The sequence below is a fragment of the Pseudomonas sp. B21-035 genome (assembly GCF_024748945.1).
GTDB lineage: Bacteria > Pseudomonadota > Gammaproteobacteria > Pseudomonadales > Pseudomonadaceae > Aquipseudomonas.
Genome location: NZ_CP087179.1, coordinates 3,000,269 through 3,026,159, shown reverse-complemented (window position 1 = coordinate 3,026,159; position 25,891 = coordinate 3,000,269). Strand labels below are relative to the sequence as shown.

At 60.2% G+C, this 25,891-nt stretch carries 31 protein-coding genes; 26 read left to right on the top strand and 5 right to left on the bottom strand.

From position 1 onward, the window contains the following. Window positions 1-6: 6 nt before the first annotated feature. From LOY22_RS13765 to LOY22_RS13730, 8 genes are all read left to right on the top strand, one after another. A complete protein-coding gene (locus tag LOY22_RS13765; RefSeq protein WP_258593539.1) occupies window positions 7-399 on the top strand; it encodes a protein singed in 393 nt (130 codons plus the stop codon). Between the two features lie 2 nt (window positions 400-401). Then, entirely contained in the window at window positions 402-758 is a 357-nt protein-coding gene (locus LOY22_RS13760; protein WP_258593537.1) for a hypothetical protein, read from the top strand. Then, entirely contained in the window at window positions 758-1,327 is a 570-nt protein-coding gene (locus LOY22_RS13755) for an HK97 gp10 family phage protein (protein ID WP_258593535.1), read from the top strand. Before LOY22_RS13760 ends, LOY22_RS13755 begins: the two co-directional genes overlap by 1 nt. Further along, the gene (locus tag LOY22_RS13750; RefSeq protein WP_258593534.1) at window positions 1,324-1,746 is read left to right on the top strand and encodes a DUF4128 domain-containing protein; all 423 of its coding nucleotides are present in this window, start codon (window positions 1,324-1,326) and stop codon (window positions 1,744-1,746) included. The genes LOY22_RS13755 and LOY22_RS13750 overlap by 4 nt, the downstream gene beginning before the upstream one ends. 9 nt (window positions 1,747-1,755) lie before the next feature. Further along, complete coding sequence (locus LOY22_RS13745; protein ID WP_258593533.1) at window positions 1,756-2,448, top strand: DUF1983 domain-containing protein; 693 nt, start codon at window positions 1,756-1,758, stop codon at window positions 2,446-2,448. Between the two features lie 66 nt (window positions 2,449-2,514). Continuing rightward, window positions 2,515-3,675 (top strand): phage tail tube protein, encoded by a 1,161-nt coding sequence (locus tag LOY22_RS13740; RefSeq protein ID WP_258593532.1) that lies wholly within the window; start codon window positions 2,515-2,517, stop codon window positions 3,673-3,675. An 80-nt stretch (window positions 3,676-3,755) separates the two neighbouring features. Next, entirely contained in the window at window positions 3,756-4,241 is a 486-nt protein-coding gene (locus LOY22_RS13735; protein WP_258593531.1) for a hypothetical protein, read from the top strand. 8 nt (window positions 4,242-4,249) lie between these two features. After that, window positions 4,250-4,486 carry a hypothetical protein gene (locus LOY22_RS13730; RefSeq protein ID WP_258593530.1) on the top strand — a complete coding sequence of 79 codons (237 nt, stop codon included), beginning with the start codon at window positions 4,250-4,252 and terminating at the stop codon, window positions 4,484-4,486. A gap of 94 nt (window positions 4,487-4,580) precedes the next feature. Here LOY22_RS13730 and LOY22_RS13725 read toward each other — a convergent pair whose 3' ends face one another. After that, a complete protein-coding gene (locus tag LOY22_RS13725) occupies window positions 4,581-5,240 on the bottom strand; it encodes a helix-turn-helix domain-containing protein (protein ID WP_258593529.1) in 660 nt (219 codons plus the stop codon). A 149-nt stretch (window positions 5,241-5,389) separates the two neighbouring features. Between LOY22_RS13725 and LOY22_RS13720 the strand changes: the two genes are divergently transcribed. The 17 genes from LOY22_RS13720 to LOY22_RS13640 all read left to right on the top strand — a co-directional run bounded on the left by LOY22_RS13720 (window position 5,390) and on the right by LOY22_RS13640 (window position 20,312). Beyond that, complete coding sequence (locus LOY22_RS13720) at window positions 5,390-5,563, top strand: Arc family DNA-binding protein (protein WP_258593527.1); 174 nt, start codon at window positions 5,390-5,392, stop codon at window positions 5,561-5,563. Beyond that, window positions 5,541-6,566: a Bro-N domain-containing protein gene (locus tag LOY22_RS13715; protein WP_258593525.1), complete on the top strand. Its 1,026-nt coding sequence runs from the start codon at window positions 5,541-5,543 to the stop codon at window positions 6,564-6,566. Before LOY22_RS13720 ends, LOY22_RS13715 begins: the two co-directional genes overlap by 23 nt. Further along, a complete protein-coding gene (locus LOY22_RS13710) occupies window positions 6,563-7,063 on the top strand; it encodes a KilA-N domain-containing protein (RefSeq protein WP_258593523.1) in 501 nt (166 codons plus the stop codon). Before LOY22_RS13715 ends, LOY22_RS13710 begins: the two co-directional genes overlap by 4 nt. Window positions 7,064-7,156: 93 nt before the next feature. Further along, window positions 7,157-7,534, top strand: a complete 378-nt coding sequence (locus LOY22_RS13705; protein WP_258593521.1) for a hypothetical protein — start codon at window positions 7,157-7,159, stop codon at window positions 7,532-7,534. A gap of 57 nt (window positions 7,535-7,591) precedes the next feature. Further along, a complete protein-coding gene (locus LOY22_RS13700) occupies window positions 7,592-10,510 on the top strand; it encodes a phage tail tape measure protein (RefSeq protein WP_258593519.1) in 2,919 nt (972 codons plus the stop codon). Continuing rightward, window positions 10,507-10,806 (top strand): hypothetical protein, encoded by a 300-nt coding sequence (locus LOY22_RS13695; RefSeq protein WP_258593517.1) that lies wholly within the window; start codon window positions 10,507-10,509, stop codon window positions 10,804-10,806. Before LOY22_RS13700 ends, LOY22_RS13695 begins: the two co-directional genes overlap by 4 nt. A 28-nt stretch (window positions 10,807-10,834) precedes the next feature. Next, on the top strand, window positions 10,835-11,419 hold the full coding sequence (locus tag LOY22_RS13690) for a hypothetical protein (RefSeq protein WP_258593515.1): 585 nt from the start codon (window positions 10,835-10,837) through the stop codon (window positions 11,417-11,419). Next, the gene (locus LOY22_RS13685; RefSeq protein ID WP_258593514.1) at window positions 11,419-12,021 is read left to right on the top strand and encodes a DUF2163 domain-containing protein; all 603 of its coding nucleotides are present in this window, start codon (window positions 11,419-11,421) and stop codon (window positions 12,019-12,021) included. The genes LOY22_RS13690 and LOY22_RS13685 overlap by 1 nt, the downstream gene beginning before the upstream one ends. A 2-nt stretch (window positions 12,022-12,023) precedes the next feature. Then, window positions 12,024-12,422 carry a DUF6950 family protein gene (locus LOY22_RS13680; RefSeq protein ID WP_093382559.1) on the top strand — a complete coding sequence of 133 codons (399 nt, stop codon included), beginning with the start codon at window positions 12,024-12,026 and terminating at the stop codon, window positions 12,420-12,422. After that, the gene (locus LOY22_RS13675) at window positions 12,419-15,805 is read left to right on the top strand and encodes a phage tail protein (RefSeq protein ID WP_258593511.1); all 3,387 of its coding nucleotides are present in this window, start codon (window positions 12,419-12,421) and stop codon (window positions 15,803-15,805) included. Before LOY22_RS13680 ends, LOY22_RS13675 begins: the two co-directional genes overlap by 4 nt. A gap of 4 nt (window positions 15,806-15,809) precedes the next feature. Beyond that, window positions 15,810-16,865, top strand: a complete 1,056-nt coding sequence (locus LOY22_RS13670) for a hypothetical protein (RefSeq protein ID WP_258593509.1) — start codon at window positions 15,810-15,812, stop codon at window positions 16,863-16,865. An 11-nt stretch (window positions 16,866-16,876) separates the two neighbouring features. Then, entirely contained in the window at window positions 16,877-17,728 is an 852-nt protein-coding gene (locus LOY22_RS13665) for a phage tail protein (RefSeq protein WP_258593507.1), read from the top strand. Beyond that, window positions 17,725-18,066: a hypothetical protein gene (locus tag LOY22_RS13660; protein WP_258593505.1), complete on the top strand. Its 342-nt coding sequence runs from the start codon at window positions 17,725-17,727 to the stop codon at window positions 18,064-18,066. The genes LOY22_RS13665 and LOY22_RS13660 overlap by 4 nt, the downstream gene beginning before the upstream one ends. Beyond that, window positions 18,063-18,290, top strand: a complete 228-nt coding sequence (locus LOY22_RS13655) for a hypothetical protein (protein ID WP_258593503.1) — start codon at window positions 18,063-18,065, stop codon at window positions 18,288-18,290. The genes LOY22_RS13660 and LOY22_RS13655 overlap by 4 nt, the downstream gene beginning before the upstream one ends. 58 nt (window positions 18,291-18,348) lie before the next feature. Beyond that, window positions 18,349-19,158, top strand: coding sequence for a phage tail protein (locus LOY22_RS13650; protein ID WP_258593501.1), 810 nt, complete (start codon window positions 18,349-18,351; stop codon window positions 19,156-19,158). A gap of 9 nt (window positions 19,159-19,167) precedes the next feature. Beyond that, window positions 19,168-19,791, top strand: coding sequence for a glycoside hydrolase family 19 protein (locus LOY22_RS13645; RefSeq protein ID WP_258593499.1), 624 nt, complete (start codon window positions 19,168-19,170; stop codon window positions 19,789-19,791). After that, complete coding sequence (locus tag LOY22_RS13640; RefSeq protein ID WP_408980878.1) at window positions 19,788-20,312, top strand: lysis protein; 525 nt, start codon at window positions 19,788-19,790, stop codon at window positions 20,310-20,312. Before LOY22_RS13645 ends, LOY22_RS13640 begins: the two co-directional genes overlap by 4 nt. Before the next feature lie 217 nt (window positions 20,313-20,529). Here the strand turns inward: LOY22_RS13640 and LOY22_RS13635 are convergent, their stop codons facing one another. Then, entirely contained in the window at window positions 20,530-21,546 is a 1,017-nt protein-coding gene (locus LOY22_RS13635; protein ID WP_258593497.1) for a hypothetical protein, read from the bottom strand. Between the two features lie 185 nt (window positions 21,547-21,731). Between LOY22_RS13635 and LOY22_RS13630 the strand changes: the two genes are divergently transcribed. Continuing rightward, a complete protein-coding gene (locus LOY22_RS13630; protein ID WP_258593495.1) occupies window positions 21,732-22,748 on the top strand; it encodes an AraC family transcriptional regulator in 1,017 nt (338 codons plus the stop codon). Window positions 22,749-23,015: 267 nt separating this feature from the next. Here the strand turns inward: LOY22_RS13630 and LOY22_RS13625 are convergent, their stop codons facing one another. The 3 genes from LOY22_RS13625 to LOY22_RS13615 are packed head-to-tail and all read right to left on the bottom strand — an operon-like array spanning window position 23,016 to window position 25,742. Beyond that, a complete protein-coding gene (locus LOY22_RS13625) occupies window positions 23,016-23,462 on the bottom strand; it encodes a cyclophilin-like fold protein (RefSeq protein WP_195884150.1) in 447 nt (148 codons plus the stop codon). Between the two features lie 16 nt (window positions 23,463-23,478). Beyond that, complete coding sequence (locus LOY22_RS13620) at window positions 23,479-24,696, bottom strand: MFS transporter (RefSeq protein WP_195884149.1); 1,218 nt, start codon at window positions 24,694-24,696, stop codon at window positions 23,479-23,481. After that, entirely contained in the window at window positions 24,693-25,742 is a 1,050-nt protein-coding gene (locus LOY22_RS13615) for an alpha/beta hydrolase (protein ID WP_195884148.1), read from the bottom strand. The genes LOY22_RS13620 and LOY22_RS13615 overlap by 4 nt, the downstream gene beginning before the upstream one ends. Between the last annotated feature and the right edge of the window lie 149 nt (window positions 25,743-25,891).

Here is a 25,891-nt window from a genome sequence, read left to right as displayed (position 1 = left end):
GGCCTGATGGCTACCTACATCACTGTGGCCGACGTGGATAGCATCCTCGGGGCTGGATGGGCGCCTGCTGAGGCCAAGGACGAGGCGGTGTTCGAGGCAAATGCCTACCTGACTGCGCTCAACCTGGCGGGCATCGACACGGACGACATCCCCGACGACGTGAAGCAGGCCGGCGCCCGCCTGGCCAAGTGTGCCTCCCAGGGCAAGCTATACCAGCAGCAGACCGAGGGCTCGCTTGAAGCCAAGACGGTCAAGGCTGGCTCGGTCTCGACCAGCAAGACCTACGGATCTATCGACCGCACCAGTGCCGCCGCGCAGCCTTCCTGCGTGCAACTGGCCCTGGCGCTGCTGACACCCTGGCGTAGCAACCCGTTCGCCTTCGCCGTAAAAAGGGGGTAGTCATGGGGCTGCGAGAAGAGATACAGGCCGATATGGCCGAGGCCTTCGATACCGACCTGGCAGACGCGGTGCAGCCGTTCACTGGAGGCATAACGCTACCAGGCACCTGGGATCCAGTCACCGAGACCGGTGGCGACCCGGTGGTGATCAGCTACTCCGGCCGCGGGGTGTTCGATTTCTTCAAGATCGCGCTGATCGACGGCATGAGTATCAAAGCCACGGATCAGTTGCTCATTGCTCTCACCAACGAGACCACCGGCGTTCCGCAGGTCGGCCACCAGATCAATGGCTTCGACGTGATCAACGTGCAATCCGATCCCGCCGGTGCCCACTACGAGATCCAGCTCAGGGAGGTCTGATGGCTACCAATGGCTGGAGCACCAACCTGACAGAGTTCGTGGACCAGGCGGAAGCTGACATCAGTCAGATGGCCCGAGTGATCGCCCAGAAGATGCTGGAGGAGGTGGTGCTGAAGTCGCCGGTAGGCAACCCAGGCCTATGGCAGGCCAACATCAAGCTGACCGCAAGGAACGTAGCGCTGGCTGATGCCTACGACGCAAACGTCGATGCGCGAAACGCCAGCAACCCCGGCAAGAAGTTCAAGAAGCTCACCCAGCGCGAGCGCAAAGAGAACTTCTTCGTGGATGCGAAAGCCGCCGGTCAGGGCTATGTGGGCGGCAGGTTTCGCGGGAGCCACATTGTCTCCGTTGGCGCGCCGGACTTCACCGTCACCGAGCGCGTCGACGCAGAAGGGTTGTCTACCATTTCAGAGGGTACCAGTGTGATCCAGTCCGCTGGCCGTTTTCCGGTGATCTACATCCAGACGAACCTCCCGTACGCCGAGGCACTGGAAAATGGACATTCAACCCAGGCCCCGGACGGGGTTTACGGCCTGGCCTTCATCGGAGTAAGCGAGGCCTACAAATGACCTTCGAGGAAATTCGCGAGGCCATCATCGGGCGCATGGCGTCGTTTGGTGGCATCGAGCAGAAGCGCATCTTCTACCCGAATGCGCCGTATCCGCCGGAAAACATCGACACATCCGGCGCGTTCAAGCCTCCAGTGGCCGGGCTTTGGTGTCGCCTGAACCTGCAGTACGCCACGGCGTTCATGGCCGGCATGGCCGATCGACCGCGCACGCGCAAGCCTGGGCAGATCAGCATCCAGTGCTTCGCCCGGGCCAGGACGGGATTGAAAGCACTCAACCTGATGGCTGACGACCTGGAAGCGCACTTTGCGTACTGGATGAACGGCCAGCTTGAGTGCATGGAAGCAACACAGGTCGACGCAGGCGAGTTCGAAGGTTTCTACCAGATCAACGTCAACATCCGGTTTCGCGCCGGCTGAGAGGGTTTAATGCAAAGTGTCGACTATGTGCCAGGAGTTTCCGGCTGGAAGCTCCACAGACTCACCGGTGAATTTGAGATCAACTGCTCGAACATTGTCGCGGGCAGCCTGCCTTCTGATCCGCAGCCGATCACCATCACCGCCGGCGAGTGGCCTGACTACGATCTTCCGGTCAATGCTATCGAGCGCTATGCCTTCATCGGTGCTGAGCTAGCGAAGATCCCCGCAGAGTTTCGCGACAGTGCTGAGTTCAAGACCGAGGACTTCTCGTTTGATCGTGACGGCTCGGACTACCGCACCACGCTGACCTACGTTCGCGAGGAAACTCAGGAAGAGACCAAGGCCCGCCTTCAGAAGGCGAAGGCGGCCGGAATGCGGATCAGTCTGGCTGGTGGTGTGCTCAGCGTCTCGCACGATGGCGCACTGAGCGTTCAGATCGGCGATCTGCAAAAGGACGAAAAGCCTCAGCCCTTCGTGGTAGTTGATGGCGTGATCTACATGAACGAGGCGCTCATAAAGGACGCCACGATCGGCGACAAGATCGCCACGAACTGGTCGGTGAAGATGCACGTCACGGAGGGCGGGCAGTATGTCGCCGCAGGCATTGGGCTGGGTATCGACTCGCAGTTTTTGGTCAGCGCTGACAAGTACTTCATTAAGTGCATGTGCGGCGGTGGACCTGTCGGATTCAGACAGAAGTAACCAGCCCATCGATCCAGTCAACCCCGCCATGAGCGGGTTTTTTTATGCCCGCGATAGGAGGCTCCAATGAGCTCTGGCGCAAAAGTTGTTTCACACATCATCGCCGAGGTGACGCCCGGCGTGACCCCGGCCGGCACCTGGGACACGCTTCGCCTGACCGGCAACGCGCTGACCCCAACCGTCAACACCCAGGCCAGCGACGAGATCACCGATACCCGGCTAAGCCAGGGCTCGGTGGCCACCAGCATCGATATCGGCGGCGACTTGACGGCAGAGCTCTCGTTCGGCTCTTTCGATCAACTGCTGGAGGCTGCTTTCTACGGCACCTGGGCCAGCGACGTGCTGTCCGTAGGCGATACCCGCCGGACCTTCAGCATCGCCAAGGGCTACGAAGACGTTGGCGTCTACGGCGTGTTCAAGGGTGCGCATGTCTCTACCTTCGCCCTCGACATCCCGTCCGACGGAAAGATCACCGCCACCTTCAACATGGCGTGCCTGGACTACGAGGATAGCGAAACCTCGATCGTCGTCTCGCCGAATGACCCGACCACCACCCCATTCCTGTCGAACAACAACGTCGGCACGATCCTGGTCAATGGCCAGTCGCTGGAGGGCGTGGCCTGCGTATCGGCGATGACCGTGAACCTGGACAACAGCCTGCAAACGCAGCGTTGCCTTGGGTCTGATCGTCTGGGCCCAGGTGCGCACATCGCCACCGAGGCCGCGATCACTGGCAGCATCACCCTGGCCTGGTCCAAACGGGCCTGGGAGATCTGGAAGAACACCTTCACCCGCGCGCCGATTGCGGTGGTCTTCCCCATCACCGACAGCCTGGGCAACAAGTACACCTTCAGCTTCCCAGCGGTTGAGGTGGATGGCGAGCTTCCGAACGGCGGAAAGCGTGAGTTGATCGAGGTGACCCTCAACTACACGGTGGCCAAGCTCAGCCCGACCATTACCCGCGTTCCGTTCGTGCCGGTGGTCAGCGTGTCGGTGAGTCCTTCGACTGCTTCCGTGGCGGTGGCAGCTACCCGCCAGCTGTCGGCGTCAGCCTTGCCGGCTGAAGCTGCGCAGAACGTCACCTGGGCCAGCTCGGCGCCTAGTGTGGCGACTGTCAGTGCTTCCGGCTTGGTCACGGGCGTCTCCGCTGGTTCCGCGACCATTACCGCAACCAGTGTCTACGACCCCGCCAAGACCGGCACAGCGGCGATTACGGTTACCGCCTAACCCTGCATCACCTTTGGCCTCCCCGGCATTCACGCCGGCCGGGGGCGGCCCTTTTATTGGCGCGGCGTTGAGGAACAACCATGGCTTTGCAACTGACCGCAAAAAACCAGCCCGCTGTTGGCGAGCGCTGGGTTGAATTCGACAAGGACACCAAGATCCTGCTGGCCGGCATCGACAATGCCGAGTACCAGGTGGGCCTGGAGCGTATGCGCCGCCGGATCGCGCGGAATGACGCTCGGTTCGAAGAGGGCCAGGTCGGAGTGGTGGCCGGCGAACTGACCGAGCACCAGAACCACGCCATGCTGCTGAGCCACTTCATCGTGAAGGACTGGTCCGGCGTGCTGGACGCCCAGGGTGACCCGATCAAATACAGCCCTGCGGTAGCTGCCGAGCTGCTTGAGACCAACATCAAGTTCTTCGTGTTTGTCCTGCGTGAAGGCGCTGCGGCCGCGACTGATACAGCTCAAGAGCGGGCCGAGACAGTGGGAAAGCCGTCGACCGCTTCTGCTGGGAGCGCGAGTGGGGCGGCGACTCGGAAAAAAGGCGCACGGTCTACCAAAGGCTGAAGCTTCAAGTGCCCGACGAGCCGCCGAACGACCCCATCACGGCCTACCTGCTGAACCTCTTCCGTAATATCTGCCGCGGGCGTCGGTTCGTCTCCAGCATGGCTGGAGCTTTCCCGCTGCCGCTGGCTGCCCGGGAGATCTCCGACTGGCTGGAGTCACACCCATCGCCTCTGACCAGGGAAGAAGTCGACGACGTGATATTCGCGCTGGATTCGGCCTGCCTGGCAGATGGCAGCGATGAGTGATTTGTGACCCTCTCAAAGAGGGGCGCAACTAGCGCGGCTGGAAGTGGCTTGTCATAGCCCCGCAGCCAGGAATGGGAGTTCTTCAGCCTTCTGTTTACTTGAGCTTCATCGACTCCAGCAAGTTCAGAGCTGTTTCTGAGGCATTATCAGGGTCGCGTGCGGCATCAGCAGCCGTCTCAATGAGTCGTGCCAAAACCTCTCCTGGGGTGAGTCCAAGCCTTTCTGCCGCTTCGATGAGTGATTGGTACGAGGCCGGGGTCACAGGAAAGGTCACAGGGTCTTCTGGACTGTCGTCAAATGACAGCTTGATGCGAACAGTTTCGGCATCATGCTTCTCGCCAGCCAGCTCCGTGACGCTCACCCCTAGGGCATCCGCGAGGCTATAGAGATCATCGGTGCTTGGTGAGAGCTCGCCCTGCTCAAATTCGGCCAGTACCGAGGTTTCAATACCTGTCCTCTTAGACAACAACCGAAGACTGATTTTTTTTCTGCAGCGAAGATCGAGAAGACGGGACGAAAAACCGTCGTACAGCTCAACGCTCGGGCGCCCTGATTCCTCCCCTAGAAGTTCTTTCACGGGGACACCAAGCGCACCCCCAAGACGCATGAGAACTTTCAGGCGAGGCATAGATTGGCCGGACTCATACTTGGAGATCATCGACCATGCGACTCCAGCAGCTGCGCCGAGCTCGCGCTGAGTAAGGCCCTTTTGAGCTCTAAGTTGAGCAAGTTTTTCAGCGAATGTTGCGTTCATGTCTGCCCTGAATTTGTACGGGGGTGCGTTATCCCCGTACCAAGCGTATGCCTCTAAAGGCAAATAAGGCAACAAACGAAACAGTGTTGTTGACAAACAACACAAAGTGAACAAAACTACACAAACTAAACATGAGTAGGGGTTTAAGCGTGAGCACGGCAAAAGAGAAGAAGGTCGTAGGGGTTCGTCTGGTGGACATGATGCGCGAAGCGCTGGTGGGCAAGGCTGAAGAAAATGGTCGGAGCCTAAGCGGGGAGATCGTGTTCCGATTGAGGAAGTCGCTTGAGCAGGAGATGCAGGATGAGCAAAAACAGCGGGCATGAAAAAGCCCCGATCGTTGCAGCGATCAGGGCTTCGAGAAACGAGATCAACTTCGGAGAAGAAATCGTCATGGCGAATAATAGCACAGCTGTATCCAGTGTCATCCCGTTCGACTTCCACGGCCATAGTGTCCGGGTGGTCACTATCAATGGCGAGCCGTGGTTCGTAGCGTCCGACGTGTGCCGCGTACTGGATGTGAGTAACACCACCCAGGCCGTGCAAGCTTTGGATGAGGACGAACGGTCTATGTTCAACATAGGTCGTCAGGGCCAGGCCAACGTCCTCAATGAGTCAGGACTTTTTACCCTGATTCTTCGCTGCCGCGAAGCAGTGAAAAAGGGCAGTAAGCCACACGCTTTCCGTAAGTGGGTGACCTCTGAGGTGCTGCCAGCGATCCGCAAGCACGGACGCTACGAAGATGTCAGGGGTATGATGACGCCGATGGTGGAGGACCTGCTAGGCAAGGCTGGCGCTCTGCGACTTAGTAATGTCATACGCTGCCGAGTTGCCAAGATGGATGCCGAATATCAGCGCAGCGCTACGGCGAAGCTCGCCTCCGCGCTGCACGCCTGCTTCGGGGTGCCACGAGTTGAGCTGATCCCCGCTGGCCAATTCCAGGCCGCCGCCAACTTCATCGCGAGCTACGCGATTGAGGGCGAATATCTCGGCCCAGAACAAGCCAAACCACGGTTAGATATTCACCATCCAGTTGAAGCGCTGACTCAACGCCGCCCAGGAATGCTTGAGCATTGCGGCATGGGTCAGGCTTGGCTGGACGTGAGCATGGGCGACATCTGCTCGCGCCCCCAGGAACTTTCGCTGTGCGAGAAGATTCTGTGCGAGCTACGTGATGCCGGTTACGAGATTGACGGAGCCTGGTTCGAAGTTCGTAGTCTGCGCAACAGGTTGCACCAGCTGAATTCATTCCTGACTGGGTTGGGCAATGCTATGCAGCAGCCGACTCGTTATGCCGTAGAGGTGACCGAAGGCCGGGGTGCCGCATGAACTCGACGATCATCCCGTTTGACTATGATGGCAATGAAATCAGTTTCAACACTGACGGCTGGATCAACGCAACCGAAATCGCACGGCCTTTCGGGAAGCGCCCTATTGACTGGCTCAAGCAGGACGAAACCCGCGAGTACCTGAGGATACTGGGCGAAGTTCTTAATTGTGATCCTGAGTCACTTTTAGAAACGCGTCGCGGCAGGTATCACGGCGGCACTTGGTTGCACCCGAAGCTTGGCGTCCGGTTCGCGCAATGGCTGGATATCAGATTCGCTGTTTGGTGCGACATGCAGATTGATTCGATCTTGCATGGCGATCTGGGGGCCAAGCAGCAATTTGAGAACGCCTGTAGGGTTTTTGACCAGAGAAAAGATCTTGCAAGCCTTCAAGGCAAGGGTCTTGCGGCTTGGCGCTGGCAAAGGCCTGTGTTGGAAGGGCGTGTTGAGTACTGGCGGGAACAACTGCAGTTGACGCTGACCCTCGACGCAGCCTAAACACCTTGAGCTGAAACGCCCCGCCCATGCGGGGTTTTGGCGCTTCCCGAGGATGGTGGTAGATTGCTGCCATTACTCAGGGAGGACTTTGTGATGCGGAATTTGTTGTTGGCATTGATAGTTGGCTCGGCATCCCAGGCTTCTCTGGCTGCTGGAAATGTTTTGTATTTTGCGTGCCCAGCCCTTGATAAAAAGGCTGATGATCTGGTGGTGACATTGGATCAGGCAAATGGCACTGCATCCCTTCAAACCAGTAAAAGTGGTTCCGGTCTCAACTTCACCTCGCCAGCGGCGTTTGGGCCAAAAGAGGTGACCTGGCGAAATCAATCCAGCAGCTATCCGCAAAAATTTTCCATTGATCGGACTAGCTTGGAGTTGAAAAGAGAAACTACAAGCGGAATGTCAGGCACCTTGTATATCGAAAAATCGCCCTGCTCAATCATCAAGGCGCCAAGCAATACGAAGTTCTGAAGCTGTCAGCTAAGCGAGCCACCAATTGGTGGCTTTTTTATTGCCCGGAGAAAAGTTATGGCACAAACATCGCGGTTGGTCCTGGAGATCGACAGCCGGGACGCCGAGCAGAAGGCCGCTGACACAAGAAAAGCCCTTGAGGCCTTGGAGGGCGCCGGCCTTCGCGTGAAACCGGCGATGGACAAGGCTGGTGCTGGAATGGAAGGCGCCGGCAAAAGTGCCGAAAAGGCTACAAAGTCATTAGCTTCTGAGCGAGATGAAATTGAGTCCCTACTCGGTCGAATCGATCCACTCACTAAAAAACTTGGTGAGCTTGACCGGCAAGAACAAGAGCTTGCCAGGCATAGAAAGGCCGGCACCATAGACCTGGATACGTTCAATGATTACCAGGCAAAGATTCGCACAACCAGATCTGACCTCACCAGGTTCAACGATTCTCTGACGCGTACCGGCAACACCGCAAAACAAACTGCTGCCGCGCTGCGTGGCGTGCCTGCTCAGTTCACCGACATTGCAGTGTCGCTTCAGGGTGGGCAGGCGCCTCTGACGGTTCTTCTTCAGCAGGGCGGTCAACTAAAAGACATGTTTGGCGGTGTCGGTCCTGCCGCGAAGGCTTTGGGGGGATACGTCCTCGGCTTGGTAAATCCATTCTCTGTTGCGGCTGCTGCAGTCGGAGTACTCGGACTTGCTTATTTCCAAGGCTCGAAAGAGGCTGACGCCTATCGCAATGCCCTGATTCTCACTGGCAACGCTGCGGGCACTAGTGCTGGAGCTATTGGCTCGATGGCCGCGAACGTGAGCAAGTCTGTGGGAACCATTGGAGCTGCATCGGAGGTGTTGGCTCAGCTTGCAGCGTCGTCGAAAATTCCCGCATCCTCTTTCGAGATGATCGCGACGGCCGCACTGAAGATGGAGCAAGCCACTGGGAAGGCGGCGAGCCAAACCGTGGCCGAATTCGAGAAGCTGGCGAAAGATCCGGTGAAGTATTCGAAAGAGCTCAACGAGCAGTACGGCTATTTGATTGCCTCCACTTACGCGCAGATTGAGGCTTTGTCGAAGCAAGGCGATCAACAAGCGGCAGCAAACCTTGCTGAGAAAGCCTACGCCGAGGCCGTTGACTCGCGGGCTGAACTAATTAGAAGCAAGCTAGGGCTTGTCGAGACAGCTTGGGATGGCGTGAAGTCTGCCGCCAAGGGGGCTTGGGATGCGGTGTTGGATATTGGCCGCGAGGACACTTTTGAGCAGAAGCTGGTAAAGCTTGAGGACCGCCTCAATCGTGTGCGAAACGCGAAGATACCGACCATCTTCGATGACAATCCAAACCTTGGCGAGCTTGCCAGCGGAGAGAGCGGCGCGCAGTCGGCTATCACTGATTTGTATGTTCAGAAAGCCGAAGACGATAGGCGAGCGGCCGCCAAAGCAGAGCTTCTGAGGCTGGACAAGGAATCGATCGCAAACCAAGAGAAGCTTAGCGAGGCTCTGAAAAACTCAGCTTCGAACGCCGATAAGTTGAAGGCTCGTTACGCAGAGATCGACAAGCAGATCGCGTCCGCCAGTCGACGCGGAACTGCTTATTCAGAGACAGAAATCAAGCAGCTTCGGGATGCCGCCGCGAAGCAGTTTGCAGACCCAAAACCAAAGGCTTACACGGAGAACGCCGGCCAGCGACTGCTTGACGAGGCGCGCCAGCGCTATGCAGTGCTTCAACAGCAGAGCTCTTTGATTGGCCTGCAGGCCGACGGAACGAGGTCCTTAGGCGCCGAAGCAAAAAAGCTGTTGGAGTTGGAGCAGCAGATTGCCGACCTCAAGGACAAAAAGACTCTTACTGCTACGCAAAAGCAGCTGCTGGCAATGGCGGATTTAAACCTTGCACAGCAGAAGCAGAACGCCGCTCTTGAGAAGGAAAACGAGTTACGGAAGATTGCGACAGAAGAGGTGCAGAAGCTCGCAGCATTCCAGACCAACCTCGCAAGCCAGTTGGCGAAGGCCCAAACCGGGCTAGACAACAATTTGGCCGGCATGGGTATGGGGGATCAGCAGCGACAGCGCCTGCAGGAGCAGCTCAGCATCCAGCAGCAGTACCAGTCTCAAATGGACGCACTGGAGCAGCAGCACAACGAGGGACGGATCAGCGACAACCTGTACAACCAGGAGACGGAAGCTCTGCGTTCGGCGCTGCAAACTCGACTCGCGATGCAGCAGCAGTATTACTCGGACGTAGACAAAGCCCAATCGGACTGGTCGCTCGGCGCCTCTTCGGCGTTTCAGACCTACTCCGAGCAGGCGCGCGACGTCGCCGGCCAGACCCGCAACCTGTTCACCAGCGCCTTCAGCAACATGGAAGACGGCATCATCCAATTCGTGAAGACCGGGAAGCTATCGTTCAAGGATCTGGCGGACGGCATCATTGCCGACCTGATCCGCATTCAGGTGCGTCAGGCGGCGGTGGGCATCTTCGGCACGCTATTCACCGGGCTGGCCGGTGCATCCGCTGCAAGTAACGGTTTCGCTGCTGGGTCGGCCGCCGCGACATCCTCGAGCCTCGGCGCCTCAGCTGCTGGTTACAGCCCGAAGTTCGGCTTTTCTGATGGCGGCTATACCGGCGATGGCGGTAAGTTTGAGCCTAAGGGTGTGGTGCATGGTGGTGAGTTCGTGGTGCGAAAGGACGTGGTCAGCCAGCCAGGCGCTCGAGAGTTTCTCGAACGCATGAACTCGAACACGAAGGGCTATGCTGACGGTGGCTTTGTTGGCGGAGCTGCAACTTCAAGGGTGGCCAGGTCTTCGGCATCGATGAGTCTTCCATCTATCGAGCAGCATTTCTATTTCCAAGGCAATCCTGATGAGAGCACAGCCCAACAGCTCAAACAGGCGGCGGATGATGGTGCTAATCGCGGCATGAAAGGGGCTTACGAGATGATGTTGCGTGACCTCAAACAGAACGGACCAGCAATGCAATTGATTAGGAGAAACCGTTGAAAATTTCCGACCTGGATGTTATCGAACTACTGGATGTCATCACCCAGGCTATTTCGCCCGTGCTGTTCAAAGGGCTCGACCAGAACACGGCACCTCATCTTTGGCGCGAACGAGTGAAACTGAATGCCGAGATCATAGGCCGAATCACAGCTGTCTTGCAGTGCGGTGATGAGGTTGGGCCGGAGATCCACGATCTCATTGAGCTCTGTACTCGCAATATGCAGGCCGGCTATGAGAAATCGTTTTCTGAGGTTCTTGGGCCTGGCGGTTCGTTGAGCAAAATCCACAGGACATAAGCCCCCGGCTTTACCAAGGAGTTACTTCATGGCTCTCACGTGGCCGGCTTCGCTGTGCCCGTCAGAAATGACATGGGGCATCGTCAACAACAGCCGGGCGTTTACTTCAACGCTGTCGTACGCTCAGCAGATCGTGGGCTACCCGGGGGCGTACTGGCAGTGCACTTTGACGTTCGGCTTGCTGACCAGGGCCCAGGAGCGCGAACTGTCGTCGTTCCTGGGGCGCCTGGACGGGATGTTTGGGACGTTCAACATGCCGGCGTTCACCAGGAGGCGCACGGTCAGCATTGGCGCGCTGACGGTGATGTCGGGCAACGCCCAGGCTCGCAGCATGGTGGTCGCCGGGGCTGCGCCAAGTTCCGCCATTTTCAGCGCTGGTGACTACATCACGATTGCAGGGGAGATGTTCGAGGTGACCGATGCTGCGTCGTCGAATGCCCAGGGCCAGGCAACTTTGATGCTGAACAAGCGCATTCGAAAATCGCTGACCGCCGGCGCCGCTGTCGAATACCTCAACCCATATTCCGAGATGCGCATGACCTCGGATACCTGGTCGATGTCGGTACGCCCGATCATCGCCAACGGTTCCTATCAATTCAGGGAGGCCTTCTGATGCCATCCGCATTCCCCTTCAGCCAGAGCGTGGTGAACATCATCGCCACTGGCAAGTTCATGCCGGTGTATGCCGTACAGCTGGATTTCGTCGATGGGATGGTGTTTGCGCATACCGGTACCGGTCAGCTGGTTGTTGACGGCGTGACCTATGAGGGCGTGGGCAACTTCGGCCAGGTAAGCCAGTCGCAGGAGAGCGACAACTCGGGCTCGCCGATGTCCGTGGAGCTGACCTTGAGCGGCCTGGATGCCTACATCCTGTCGGAAACCAATATTCGCGGGTGCCGGGGCAGGGCGGCCAAGGTCCTGTTCATCGTCTTCGATGAGGCCGGCAACTACGCCGCGGACATCCTCTTCTCGGGCCGCATGGATGCCGCCAAGTTCTCGTTCGCCGGTAACGGCCAGGACGGAAACAGCATCACGGTCCCTGTCGTCGACCGGATGGCCGAGTGGAGCCGAACCGGTACCGAGCGCTTCACCGATGAAAACCACCGGGCCCGTCACCAGGATGACCGGTTCTTCTATGCCATTGCGCAAATGTCCGAATGGCCAATCTACTGGGGCTCCAGCAAGGACGCGCCGGCGTTTACCTACGGGAATTAGCGATGCGACATCGAGACTGGACTACCCGTCTGAACGACGTGATCAAGGCTGCCCAAGGGCGGCCTTTTTCATGGGGCGAATTTGACTGCTGCCTGTTTGCGGCCGACTGCGCTGCAGCCGTTTGTGGTGTCGATCCGGCCGAGCAGTACCGCGGCAAGTACAAGACGGAGACCGGCGCCAAGCGTCAGCTGAAGAAGCAGCACGGGAGCCTTGAGGCCGCCTGGGATGCCTGCTTCTCCAGGGTATCGCTGGCGTTTATCCAGCGCGGTGACGTTGTGCTGTACGACGCACCAGGTGGACGAAGCATGGCTGTGTTCTGGGCCGGGGATTACTGGTCGACGACCGAAGACGGCGTCTTCCGCATTGAGTGCGAGCCTCTGGCCGCGTGGAGGGTTGAATGAGCGGTGGGGTCAAGAAGCTCGCCCAAGTAGTGGTCGGGGCTGTAATCGGGTTTGTCCAGGGTAACGTTGTCGGAGCAGTAATCGGTGCCGGCCTGGCTTTCTACGCTGCCGAGCAGCAGGAAAAGCTGAACACCAAGTCCCCGCTGCGGGACAACGAGCCATCCGCGCAGACCGTCCGCTCCTCTAAGGCCCCGGTCCGTTTCATCCTTGGCCGAGTTGCCACCGGTGGTGTGCTGGTGTGGGCCCAGGAGCAGTCCGGCACCCAGACCGAAGGGGAATGGCTGCACCTGGTGTATGTGCTGTGCGAAGGCTCAGTGGATGCGCTGGAGGAGATCTACTTGGGCGAGGAGCCTATCGCCTCGTATGGCCCGTTCGCCAGCTATGAATTGGTGGTGAACCCTACTCAGGTCAATGCCTTCCTCAAGGCCAACTGCCCCGACTGGAAAGACAGCCAGATTGGGCGCGGCCTTTCCTACGTCAGGCTTTCTCTGCAATACAGCGCCGAGAAATTTCCGTCCGGCATTCCTGATGCGCGCTTTGTGGTTCGCGGTCGAAACGATCTGTACGACCCGCGCACCGGCATGAGCGGCTACTCGGCCAACACTGCTCTGCACCTGCTGTGGTATCTGCGGGCCCGGTGCAATGTGCCTGACGATGAGATCGTCTTCGAGACCTTCGCCAGTGCTGCGAACGTGTGCGATGAGTCTGTTGGCAATGCTGACGGCTCGGTAAGTGCGCGGTACAGAACTGCCTGCGTCATCGGTGCCGACGAGCAGAAATCCGGCGTGCTGCAGAAGCTTGAGGCGGCCTGCGCCGGGAAGCTGATCCGCGTCGGCGGTCGGTGGATGCTCCAGGCTGGGGCCTACTACGGCCCTTACGACTTCGAGATCACCGAGGACATGGTGATCGGCACCATCGGCGGCAGTACTGAGCCGTCAAACGACGCTGCCATCAACACTGTGCGCGGCACCTTCATTGATCCTACTCAGTCGTGGACCGAGACGGATTACCCAGAGGTGAGCATCGCGGAGTGGGTGGCGCAGGACGGCGGCGAGGCGGCGGAAACGCTTACCTTCTCCTATGTGACAGACCCCTACCTGGCCCAGCGCCTGGCGAACATCGAGCTCCGCCGGCGCCGTGCTGGCGGGGTGATCACCATTCCGATGAACTTCGCCGGCTACAACTGCCGCCCCGGGCGCGTGGTGCGCGTGAACCTGCCGTCGCTGAACATCCTCGGTGAGTTCATCGTGACCAACTGGTCCATGGGGGACGAAGAGGGTTGCAACGTCCAGGTGCAGCAGTATGAAGCGGCGATCTTCGACGACGCCGTGGGCGAGCCGTACAACCCGATTGGTTTCATCAATCTGCCTTCTGGAGGGCTGGGGTCGCCAACGGGACTGGCCTGGGTTCAAGAAACGGGTGCCGAGGTCGTTCAGGGCGTACTGACCTGGGCGCCAAGCGGCGGAATCGTGTCGGAATACGCCGTGATCGTCCGCCAGGGCGTGAATGTTGTGCAGTCACACACCATCCAATCAGCGAGTAATCGCTGTCAGATCAGCGGGCTGCCATCTGGCAACTACACGATGAGCGTTGCGGCAATAGGGCCTATGGCCCGCTCAGGCGAGGCGACCATCAATGTCAGCGTAAATGGTCCTCCTATCCCGGAATTTTGCTCTGTGCAGTCCGCGCTTGAGTCGATCACGCTGATACCGAGCAACCCGTCAGCAGGTTTGAACGGGGGCACCTATGAGTACTTCTTCACGACCAACCCGAATGCACCTTCCAGCGACGCGGTCTACCTCGGGCAGGGTCTGAGCTTCACTCATACTGGCCTCGCGTTCTTCACGAACTACTTCTATTACATCCGCTCAACCAATGCCTATGGGAAGAGCCCGTTCCTGTTTGTCCCTGCATCAACGTCGAACGACGTTAGCGCCTACTTGCAGGCCTTGGCTGGCAAGATTACCGAGAGCGAGCTGGGACAGGAGTTGTTGAAGGAGATCGAGAAGATTTCCGGCGATGGCCCTGGCTCTGTGAATGACCGCCTGGAAGAGCTCAATGAGCAGCTGCAGGAGCAGATCGGCAGCCTGGTTGACGCGCTGGAGTACAACCCAGAGCAACCGTACTTGAAGGATGACGCTGTTCGCCTGGGCCAGCGCCTGTACCAGGCCAAGCAACCGGTCCCGGCAGATCCCTCTGGAGCGAATGCGCCACCGAACCCGCTGTACTGGCTGGATATCGGGCAGGTGGTGCAGAGCGCCAATGGCCTTGCTGCGCAGGTGCAGGAGAATACTGCCGGCCTGTCCGATCTGGGTGGCGTGGTCACCGCCCAGGCAACAAGCCTGCAATCGCTGCAGGCAGCTTGGCGCGCTGACGTCGACGACGATGGCGGCATGTCCGACGCCAACGCAGCCTGGGACGCCCAGGCCGGTATCAGTGAACAGCGCAAGGTGTTTGCAACTGAGCAGCAGGCATCCGCTGAGCGCTTCATCGCGATTGACGCCAAGGTCGGGCAGAACGCCGCCGGGCTTTCCACCCTGGAAAAGGCGGTGGCCACCCAGAGCGAGGCCACGGCCACGCGCCTGGATCAACTGAAGGCCGAGGTCGACGACAACGCGGCGGACATTCAGGAGGTGTCCGAGGCGCAGGTGACAACCGACCAGGCCGTGGCTTCGATACGAACCTCTGTCGAGGCGGTTTACACCGCCGGCCGGGATGATACGGGGGAGGGCGACTTGTTGAGCGCATTGGACGCCCAGAAGTCGCAGGCCAAGTTCGCTAGCGATGTTCGCATCCTGGCGGATGCCGATCAGGCCCTGGCCCGGAAGACGGAGACGCTCGAAGCTTCGATCGGCGAGACCAGCGCTTCGGTTCAGCAGGTCAGCCAGGCCGTGGTGAACCTGGATGGGAAAGTGAGCGCCCAGGTGACCATCAAGGCGCAAACCACATCCGGCGGCAGAACCGTAGTTGCCGGATTGGCAGTGGGCAGCAATGAGGAAACTTCGGAGATCCTTGCATTCGCACAGCGCTTTGCGGTGGTCGATGAGGTTTCTGGTCAGATCTCTGTGCCGTTCGTGGTGCAGAACGGCCAGGTGTTCATCAATCAGGCGTTTATCAGCCAGGCCTTCATCAAAGAAGTGATTCTGGGGTCGACGCTGCGCTCTGCCGCGGTCAACTCACAGGGGCTCCCGCTGCTGGAAATCAACATTCCGGCAGGCACATTGGTGCTTCGCGGGCAGGATGCCAACGGCTCGACGCTGCTGAACAACGGCGGCCTCTACGTCTACGACGCTGCAGGCACTGAGCGTACAGCAGTGGGGAGATTGACTGCTCCATACGTTTACAACTTGAACTACATCACCAGCACCGGAATGTGGGAGTGATTTAATGGATCTTTACGGGCTTCGAACCAGGGACGCGTCGGGCAAGGTGACGCTCGATACATCCATCACACCTATTCGCTCGCTGAAGATGATGACGGTCACCGGTGATGGCAGTTTCGATCAGTACATCTCGATTCCCGAGATTCAGGCGCAGTCGTTCGTCGTTGTCGACACACTGGAGGACCAAGGGGAATACACCTATTCCCCTGCCGCCTGGTACTCGGCCGGCATCCTTCAGCTGAGGCAGCCGCTCACCAATACCTGGCAGGTGATGATCTTGTCGCAGGGCGGGGAGCCGTTCAGCGCAAATGACACATACGGCATTAGGACCAGAAACAACAACATTCGCACCCAGATTGACTCGGTGAACCGCGTGCTGACTGTTCGCCACAGTGGCAGCTTCCAGTTTGGCCAGCAGGTGATTCCGGGCCAGCAAGCGCAGTTCATCCAGTGGGCGGACATCAACTTCCCGGTGCCGATCACCACGTCCGAGAGGCCGTTGGTCTTCTTGAATGCGGCCGACTACATGATGGTGGGCAATTTCTCGGTAAAGGGCGGCCCTGGGAACTGGACGGGGTTCAGGCTGAAGGCCTGGCCCCACCCGTTGCATGGCAGCGCCTGGCAGCAGTTCATGACCATCAAGTGGTTCTGCTCGAGCTATATGGTTGACGCCTCACCACTCGATCCATACGGGGCTTCGATACGCGACGCCAACGGCGTTCGACTGTTCGTCACGTCGGCAAACATCACTTCGCTGAACAGCCAGCCGGCCACCAACATGTTTGTACAGGCGGGCGACCCCATCAGCGGCTCCGGCAGCTACTCGCCAAGCCAGCAGATGCCCTGGACCGGCAGCTATGACGACTACGTGTTGGCCAATGCCCTGTTCTCCTGCACGAACATCGTGCAAACCACTCAGCCGATACGAGCGAACTTCGGGGGCTTTTGGCCCGGTAACAGAGGAATGCTCCAGATGTATGTCGATAACGGCTCAGGCATCAACCCACTTACCGCCAATGGCCGGACGCTGTTTGCAGCTCGGCCGATGAAACCGATCTAAAGGAAAACCCTATGCCATGGTACAGAACAGGCACGGTCGCCATCACGGCCGGCCAGAACACGGTGACCGGTACCGGCACGACGTTCACCTTGAATGCCCGGGTCGGTGACGCCTGGGTTGGCCCGGACGGCCGGCAGTACGAGGTGACTAACATCGCCAGCGGAACAGTACTGAGCATTCTCCCGGCTTACCAGGGCGCCACCGTAACCGGTGGCACCTACTCAATCACACCGATGCAGGGGTACGTGAAGGAATCAGCTGATCGGCTGCGCCAGGTCGTCGAGCAGTACGGCGCAACGCTGGTTCTGTTTGGTGGTGCTGCTGATGCGGCGACACTAAGGGCAAACATTGCTGCTGCGACCCGGGGCCAGAACTCCGACATCACGGCGCTCCTGGGCCTGACCACCGCGCTCAGCGTTGCCCAGGGCGGCACCGGCGGCAACACAGCTGCAGCTGGCCGCGCCGGGTTGGGGCTGGGAACGGCCGCCACGGCAAATGCCGTGGGCACGGTTTCCCAATCGGGCGGGGTATCGACGGGCGCGATCATCGAGCGCGGTTCCAACGCCTCGGGCCGCTACACGAAATTCGCCGACGGCACGATGATCTGTTCGGCAACGCTGAACTTCTCCCAGGCGGTCACCTTCGCCCAGGACGGGCTATTCATCGGGGCCACGCCGACGTTCGGCTTCCCGGCGGCCTTCATCGCGCCGCCTCAGTTCACATTCAGCGCGCGGGCGCAGACGGTTTCCACCCAGCCCAATGCGGTGACCGCGACAACCTATCAGGGCCTGGTCATGTCCATGACTTCTAGGACCATCACAGCAGACTTTGTAATGACAGCCCAAGGCAGGTGGTACGCATGAGACTGAAACTGACCCCGATCCGCTCCGACGCCACCCTGGCCATTCACAAGCTGGGTGACGTGCTGACCATCAATGGCTTGCCGTATGACTTCGGTCCGCTGCCAGATGGCGCCACGCTCCCGGCCGAGGCCATTAGCTGCCCGTGGATCAACCAGCCGGTGGAGCGCATCAGTGGCGTGCTGGTCATTCCGATCACCATGCCGCACGGCGCCGAAGCCGGGGAGCGATCGCGCTTCCCCGCGGACATTGTCGGCGCCCCGGACGGTCCGATTGCGCTACCGACTGACCAAGACCCCAAGCCAACCGTAGCGGAAGCAACAGAGGAGACCGACGCATGATCGACTTCAGCAAGGTCAAAACAGCAGAGCAGAAAGCCAATGAGGCCCGCCAGGCAGAGCGCGAGGCGGCGCTGGCGTCCCGGCGTGCGGCCTATGCCGCCGAGAGCGATCGCCTGAAGTTCGAGGCCGAGTATGACGCGCTGGCTGCCGGCACTGAGCCCGATTACAGCGCCTGGATCGCCGCGGTCGCCGCCATCAAGGAACGCTATCCGCTCCCGCAATAACGGTCAGAGCGTCAGCGCACCCGCCATCGAGCGGGTTTATTTTTGCCTGGAGAAAAGCATGCCCTGGAGCAGAGCAGGAACAGTGGCCGTAACGGCTGGCCAGAAGACGGTCACCGGTACCGGCACGGCGTTCACCTTGAATGGCCGGGTCGGTGACGCCTGGGTCGGGCCGGACGGCCGGCAGTACGAGGTCACGAACATCATCAGCCCGACGTCGCTGAGCATCGAGCCCGGGTATCTGGGTTCGACTGTTTCCGCAGGCGCCTACGCCCTGGTGCCGATTCAGGGGTGGCCAAAGGCTGCAGCCGATCGGATGCACCAGATCATTGACCAGTGGGGCGTGGCGCTTTCCTCGCTGGGCGCCGTGTCGACGGAGAACGTGGTGCCGGTGGCCAAGGGCGGGACGGGCGGAACGACGCAGGCAGCTGCTCGGAATGGCCTCGGCCTGAAGACAGCGGCGGTGGCGGATATCGTCGGTACCGTCTCGCAGGCCTCGGGTGTGCCCACCGGCGCGATCATCGAGTCAGGCACCAACGCGAACGGCGAGTACGTGAAGTTTGCCAACGGCACCCTCATCTGCACGGCGGCGGTTGTGCTCGAGTTCAGCGTGCCCCTGACCCTGCTGAAACTCTGGCCCTTTCCTGCGGCCTTTTCGGCGCCGCCGAAGGTAACCGTCACGCCGATTCAGGGACTGTCGGCCGATTCGGCCCCGGTGACGTTCGCCGAGTTTGGTCCCGCGATGGCGGCCTCTATCAACACCGTCCAGTGTGTGCCGCGCCTGTGGCGCACCGCCGGCGGCACCAACAGCTTCATCAGCACGTCCGTGGCCACCGTGCACTGCCACGCCATCGGCCGCTGGTTCAACTAGGAGAAACGCATGCCCCCTTTGACCGAGCAGCAGTTGCTGCAGATCCTCCCGAACGCCCGCCCAGTCGCGGGCATTTTTTTGCCTGCGCTGAACCGGGCCATGGCGCGCTACAAGGTCGACAGCCCGGTGCGCGTGGCGGCATTCCTGGCCCAGACCGGGCATGAGTCGGGTCAGCTGCGCAACCTGGTGGAGAACCTGAACTACAGCGCCGAGGCGCTGGTGCGCACCTGGCCCGGCCGGTTTACCGCAACTTCAGCGGCAGTCTGCGCGCGGCAGCCGGAGAAGATCGCCAACATCGTTTACAGCGGGCGCATGGGCAACACTCGCCCCGGGGACGGCTGGCGGTACCGTGGACGTGGCCTGATCCAGCTCACCGGCCGGTCGAACTATGTCGCCGCCGGCGCCGGCCTGGGCCTGCCGCTGGAGGACAACCCCGAGCTGCTCGAGCAGCCTGAGAACGCCGCCATGTCCGCCGCCTGGTGGTGGTCGATCCACGGCCTGAACGAGCTGGCAGACGCCGGCCGCTTTCAGGACATCGGCAGCGTGATCAACACCGGCAAGCCTGGCCGGATACCGCACGGCGCCGCTGAGCGAAAGGCCCTGTATGACCGCGCGCTGAAGGTGCTGGCGTGATCAGCTGGCGCACGATAGGTGCAGCGGCATCGCTGGCGCTGGTGCTCTGGGCGTTCTGGGGCACCTACGAGCACGGCCGCTCGACCATGGATGCCGAGTGGCAGGCCAAGAGCGAAAAGCAGGCCAATGAATTCAAGGCTGAACGAGAGGCCGCTGCTGTGGCGGTGATCAACTGGCAGGGCGCAGAGCAGGCCCGGCGCCGAGCCCTTGAAGATCAACTGCAGGCCAACGACAAAACCCACTACCAGGAGCTGACCAATGCCCAAGCAACCCAAGCTCGCCTGCGCGATCGCCTCGCTACTTCTGATCTCCGGCTGTCAGTCCTACTCGCCGCCCCAGCCCAGGGTAGTGGCTGTGGGGTGCCAGCCGTCTCCAGCGCCGGCGGCATGGTTCATGGAGCCCCGCGAGGCGAACTTGACCCTGCGGCTGCTCAACGAATTGTCGCCATCACCGATGCCGGTGACCAAGGATTGATTGCCTTGCGGGCGTGCCAGGCCTACGTCCAAGGCATCGAGCAGTGATCTGGAAAAAACCAAGCCCAGACGGCTGCTTTCGACCCTTTGCGGCCGTTCGTGGATGACCTAAACCGGCCAATACCAGCCAGTCGCATGCTTACATGACCGGCTAGAGCAGAACCTCGCTAGAAAGCGCAGTGGATTCGGATGCTGACGGACAGCAATAAGCATCCAGCTGGGCAAGGTACAGAAGGGCATTTAAGCCGTCGCCTACCCCGTCACCTCAGTAGAGATGGCGCAAGTCATGCTTGACCACCGCATCGACCACCAGGCTGGTGGCCTTGCCCAACAGGCCCGTACCGTTCATGTGCTCGGACAGCATCTTGGAAAAGGCTGGAATCTGCCTTTCGTCCAGGTGTGTTGCGCGATCCCACAAGCCCGCGGCCAGCAGTGCTGGGCAGTGCTGGAAGCGATAGCGCTCGACGTTCACGACGGTAGCGACCCGAGGTGGCTTGCCGTTGATTGCCAGTGGGGCGAGCAAGTTCGAGTCGTTGTTCAACCAGGCGCGCCCGGCCACGGATAAAACCGTGTCGGCGCCGGGCTGAAGGAAGGACAGGCGCAAGGCGCCATCGACGAGAATATTGCTCAGGCTGCAGGCAACCTTGTTGCCAGGGCGTTCCGGTACCAGCAGAGTGTGGCGATCCAGTACCTGTACGAAACCAGCCGGGTCACCTCGTGGCGACATCTCGGTGGCGTCGACCTGGCGCTGCGTAAGCATCAGCAGGTACGGCGAGGCGGCGATAAAGGCCTGCGCTGGCTCGGACAAGGCCTGCCCTGTGTCAGCTAAAAAGGGCGTGGTGTACTCTCTGGCCCGCCAGAAATCGGCGCGTACCTTGGCTCGCGAACAGTGCAGGAACAGCGCCTCGGCGCGAAACTCCAACAGCTTTCCGGCCCGCAGAGAGCCCCGGCCATTGGCGCGCAGGCTGAACCCCACGCCGGGCAGGATGAAATACAGACTGCAGGCCATTTCCTCTATCGGCTGCTGTGAGATCGCTTTGTCTGCCGGCCAGGGCAGCAAGATGTCCTGGCCCTCGGCCCGTAACACTGGATGGTGGCGCAAATCGAGGTACTCGATATCTAACCGCGGGTCGGCGAAGCCGACGGCGCAAACCGTCGCTTGGCGGATCATCAGCAGGCAGTGCTCATCCAACTTGCGCTGCAGTCGTTTGTGCATCATCGCCGGTGGTGGCGGAATCAGTGCGCGCAAGGCGCTTAACGATTCGATTCTGTGCTCGGGCATAGCAGGTCTTCCTGTGCCATGGTCGTGTCGTCGATGCTAGGCAGTCCGATGACGGCTGGCCATGGCTCTGCGGTTCAACCTGTATGGCTTTTGGTTGCAACCTGCACTTGCATGGCCGACGGCTGGCCGCCGCTCTGCACCGTGCGTTAGAGTCGTTACCCAAGCAACTACCAAGAGCAAGTCCGATGGTCAGAAGTACCACCGTATCGGCCGTCGCAGTGCTGGATCTGCACGACCAGTTGCTGAATCTCGGCGTGGTCACTGCAACCCAGTTGCGGGAGGCCGGGGTGGAGGGTGCCAAACTTCTCGACCAGGGGGCTGCGGCATCGCCGATCCAGGAGCAGCGTGTCGACGAGACCCAGTTACTGGCGCTGTGGCAGTTCGCCGCGAACAACACGCAATTGCCGCATATCGGCCTGCTGATCGGGCAGACCTTCAACCCCGCCACGCATGGCGTGCTGGCTAGTTGGTTGCGCCAATGCAGTCGGGTGAGCGAGGTGCTGGAAGTGTTCCAGCGGCATATCGCGCTGATGAACCCTTCGGAGAGCTGGCAGTACAGTGAAACGGCAGATGCTCTGGTGCTGGAGATCACCTTTGCCCCCGGCAAAACCTACCCGCAGGCCGCCATCGAACGCAGCATGAGTGCAGTGCTGCGCTGGAGCCGGGAGATGACCGGCGTAGCGCTGCGGCCTCTGGCGTGCGAGTTCGCTTTCCCATCCCCGGCCTACCATGCGCACTATGTCGAGCTGTTCGGCAGCGAGCTGCGCTTCGACAGCGAGAGAAACAGCCTCCACCTGCCGCGCGACTTCCTGCAGCATTCCATTCTCGGCGCCAGCGACTACCTGCGACAGATGCTGGAGTCTCGTGCAAGGGCGACACTCGCGCAGCTGCAAGACGCAGATACGCTTGCCGGCACGGTGCGTCGCTTGATTCTCGCAAGCCTGCCAGAAGGCGTGAGCATCAAGCCAACCTGCCAGGCGTTGCACGTCAGTCGCACCACGCTCTACCGACGCTTGAAGGAAGAGGGCACCAGTTTCAGCGCGCTGGTGGCGGAGGTACGTCGCGAGTTGTCTGCGGAGCTGATTCGCCAGGGGCTGCCCGTGGCGACGGTCAGCGAGCGGCTGGGGTTCAGGGATACCAGCACTTTCCACCGTGCCTTCAAGCGCTGGTTCGACCGCCCTCCGGGAGCCTTTCGAGACTAGCAGTGGGCTTGCCGCTTTCGGCGCCAATGGCGCGTTAAGCGAGGCGATTGAATTGCCCCTGAAAAGGTAGGTACCTGCGAACCTCAATGCAGGAGACTGGCCTGCTGCGAATCAGTCCGCTTCCGGCCGATTTCTGCACTTCGCGACCGGCAGCTATGGGTCGAAAGCAGCCGGTCATGACTGACCGCTTTTGGCCGATAGCTGCCGCTCGCGACCGGCTACAGTCGGCCAAAAGCATACACTCACGGGGCAGGCTTCGCGCCCCTCCTACTTCACCGAGAAGTGAATGTTCACATCATTCCGGCCTAACGCTTCGGCTAGCTCCTCGGGGCTATCGACACGACCAATTCGGGTGTAGGAGTAGGTCGACTCGAACGTCCGGTAGAAAATCACCAGCGTATCCGCGCCGTACAGCATCAGATCGCCAGTGCGGATCGTACCGGGCCTTACTGCGCGGGCTGGCAGCCGCTGCGGCAGGCTCGCGTATTTCTCGTCGGCATTGAGTTCGCTCATGTCGAGGGTAAGTGGTAATAGCTGTGTAAGTGCTCGTGAGGTCTCGCTATCGTCCAGGGTGATTGTGAAGCGCTGTTCGCCAACGGTCATCCACATACGATCCTCCTTCAGAGTTGTCTCCGCGAATGCGCAGTCACTCAGCATGAACAGCAGGCATAGCCGGATGCCCGAAAGGCAGAAATGTTGGCTGAGCTTATACATCTTGAAGACTCCCACCTCACCTTGGCTGACCCGGCTGCGCACGCATGGCCAGAACGGTAAGGGCCGCGCCAAGCAACAGAATGGCTGCACTTGCAGTAAAGGTGCTCTGGTAGCCGCTGTGGTCGAACAACCAGCCGCCCAGTGTTGAACCCGATGCAATGGCAAACTGCACCACTGCCACCATAAGCCCTCCACCTGCCTCGGCATTATTGGGCATCGCTTGTGCAATCCAGCTCCACCAGCCAACAGGCGCTGCCGTGGCCATCAGCCCCCACAGGCCCAGTAGTATCACCACCGGAACGACCCAGCTACCGGCAGGGATCAGCGCGAGGGCAATCACAGCCATCAGCACTGGAATGGCAATCAACGTGCGATACAGGTACTTTTTCAGCAGTGAGCCGATCAACAGCGTTCCACCCAAACCGGCTACACCGATAACCAGCAGGATCAATGACAGCGTAGTGGCATCGACCAAGGTCACCGTTTCGAGGAAGGGCCGCAGGTAGGTGAACAGCGCAAACTGCCCCATGAAGAAGGCTCCGCAAGCCGCCATGCCGAACGCTATCGAGCGAGTGCCGAGCAGCCTGAAAACACTGGGGGCGGGACTCTTTCGCTGCTGGGCCTTCATGCTCGGCAGGCTGAGCCACTGCCAGACCAGTGCGACGAGCGCCACCGGCACCAGGCAGAGGAATGCCCCACGCCAACCGATTACCGCGCCCAGGTAGCTGCCCAGCGGCGCCGCGATCACCGTAGCCAGGGCGTTGCCACCGTTGAAGATGGCTAGCGCCTTGGGCACCTGATCATCGGGCACCAGGCGCATGGCCGTGGCCGCCGACATTGACCAGAAACCGCCGATGACCACGCCTAGCAACGCTCGTCCCAGCATGTAGAGGGTGAAGCTCGGCGCGAGCGCTACCACCGCGCCGGAGACCGCCATCAGGCCCGTCAGGATGAGCAGAAGCGTCTTGCGATCCATGCTCCCGGCCAGCCAGGTGATCGACAGGCTGGTCAGCACGGCGAACGCACCGGAGATGGCGATTCCTTGCCCCGCAACGCCTTCGCTGACCTGGAGATCCGTTGCCAGTGGCGTCAGCAGACTGACGGGCATGAACTCCGAGGCGATCAGGGCAAAGACGCAGAGCGTCATCGCCAAGACCCCACCCCAGTGACTGGGGCAGGACAGCGGCTGGTCAGTGGCGAAGGCGCCTGGCTGGGCGGCAAGTTTGCTAGTCATGGTGCCTGCCTCGCGGATCGCTTCAGGCCGTTCTGGAAGAACTGGGTGAGCTTGTCGAAAGGAATCAGATTCACCCGGTCATACAGGTCGACGTGCCCGGCGTTGGGGACGATGTAAAGCTCCTTGGGTTCGCCCGCCAAGCGGAAGGCTTCTTCACTGAACTCGCGCGAGTGAGCGTTTTCGCCAGCGATAAAGAGCATCGGGCGCGGGGAGATCGTCTCGATATCCGCGAACGGATAGAAGTTCATGAACTTAATATTGCTGGTCAGCGTCGGGTGGGTGGTCAGCTCTGGGCTGGAGCCCGCCGGGGTGAACTCGCCTCGCGCAGTGCGATAGAAATCGAAGAACTCACGCTGGATCGGGTGGGTATCGTCTGTCAGCTCATGCACGGTGCCGCTGGTGTACTGCGTCTTGCCGCCAGTGAACTCCACGTAGCGCTGCTCGGCTGCGGCGGCGATTGCCTGCTTACGCTGCTCCAGGGTTTGCGAATGCTTGAGGCCGTTGCGATTGGCGGCACCCATGTCATACATGCTGACCGTTGCAATCGCCTTCATGCGCGGGTCGATCTTGGCCGCGCTGATCACGAAGCTGCCGCTGCCACAGATGCCCAGCACACCGATGCGCTGCCGATCCACGAACGCCTGGGTGCCGAGATAATCGACAGCCGCACCGAAGTCCTCCGCGTACATGTCGGGGAGAACGGCGTTGCGCGGGCGGCCCTCGCTCTCGCCCCAGAATGACAAGTCCAGCGCCAGGGTAACGAAGCCTTGCTCCGCCAGTTTCTGGGCATACAGGTTGGAACTCTGCTCCTTCACCGCGCCCATGGGATGGCCCACGATGATAGCCGGGCTGGGTGCGGACTTACCTAAGCTCTTAGGGGTGAACAGGTTGCCCACCACCCTCATCTGGTACTGGTTGTTGAAGCTGACCTTCTCCATGGTCACCTTGTCGCTCTGGAAGAAATTGTCTGCACCGTTGGACATGTCGGCTCCTAAAGCTGTGAATGAGCTGAGCAGAAGGCCCAGGGCTGCAAGAAGTCTGTTCATGGGGGCGTCCTCTTCACGGGTTGAAGATCAATCGCCGAGCGGGCTCTGGCGATTGCATGGGCCCGCTCGCGGGAAAAGGCGCAAGGGGACAGGAGGCATTGTCGTAAAATAAATAGGCCTTGATTAGCTAATTAATGCTTAAAGCCGCT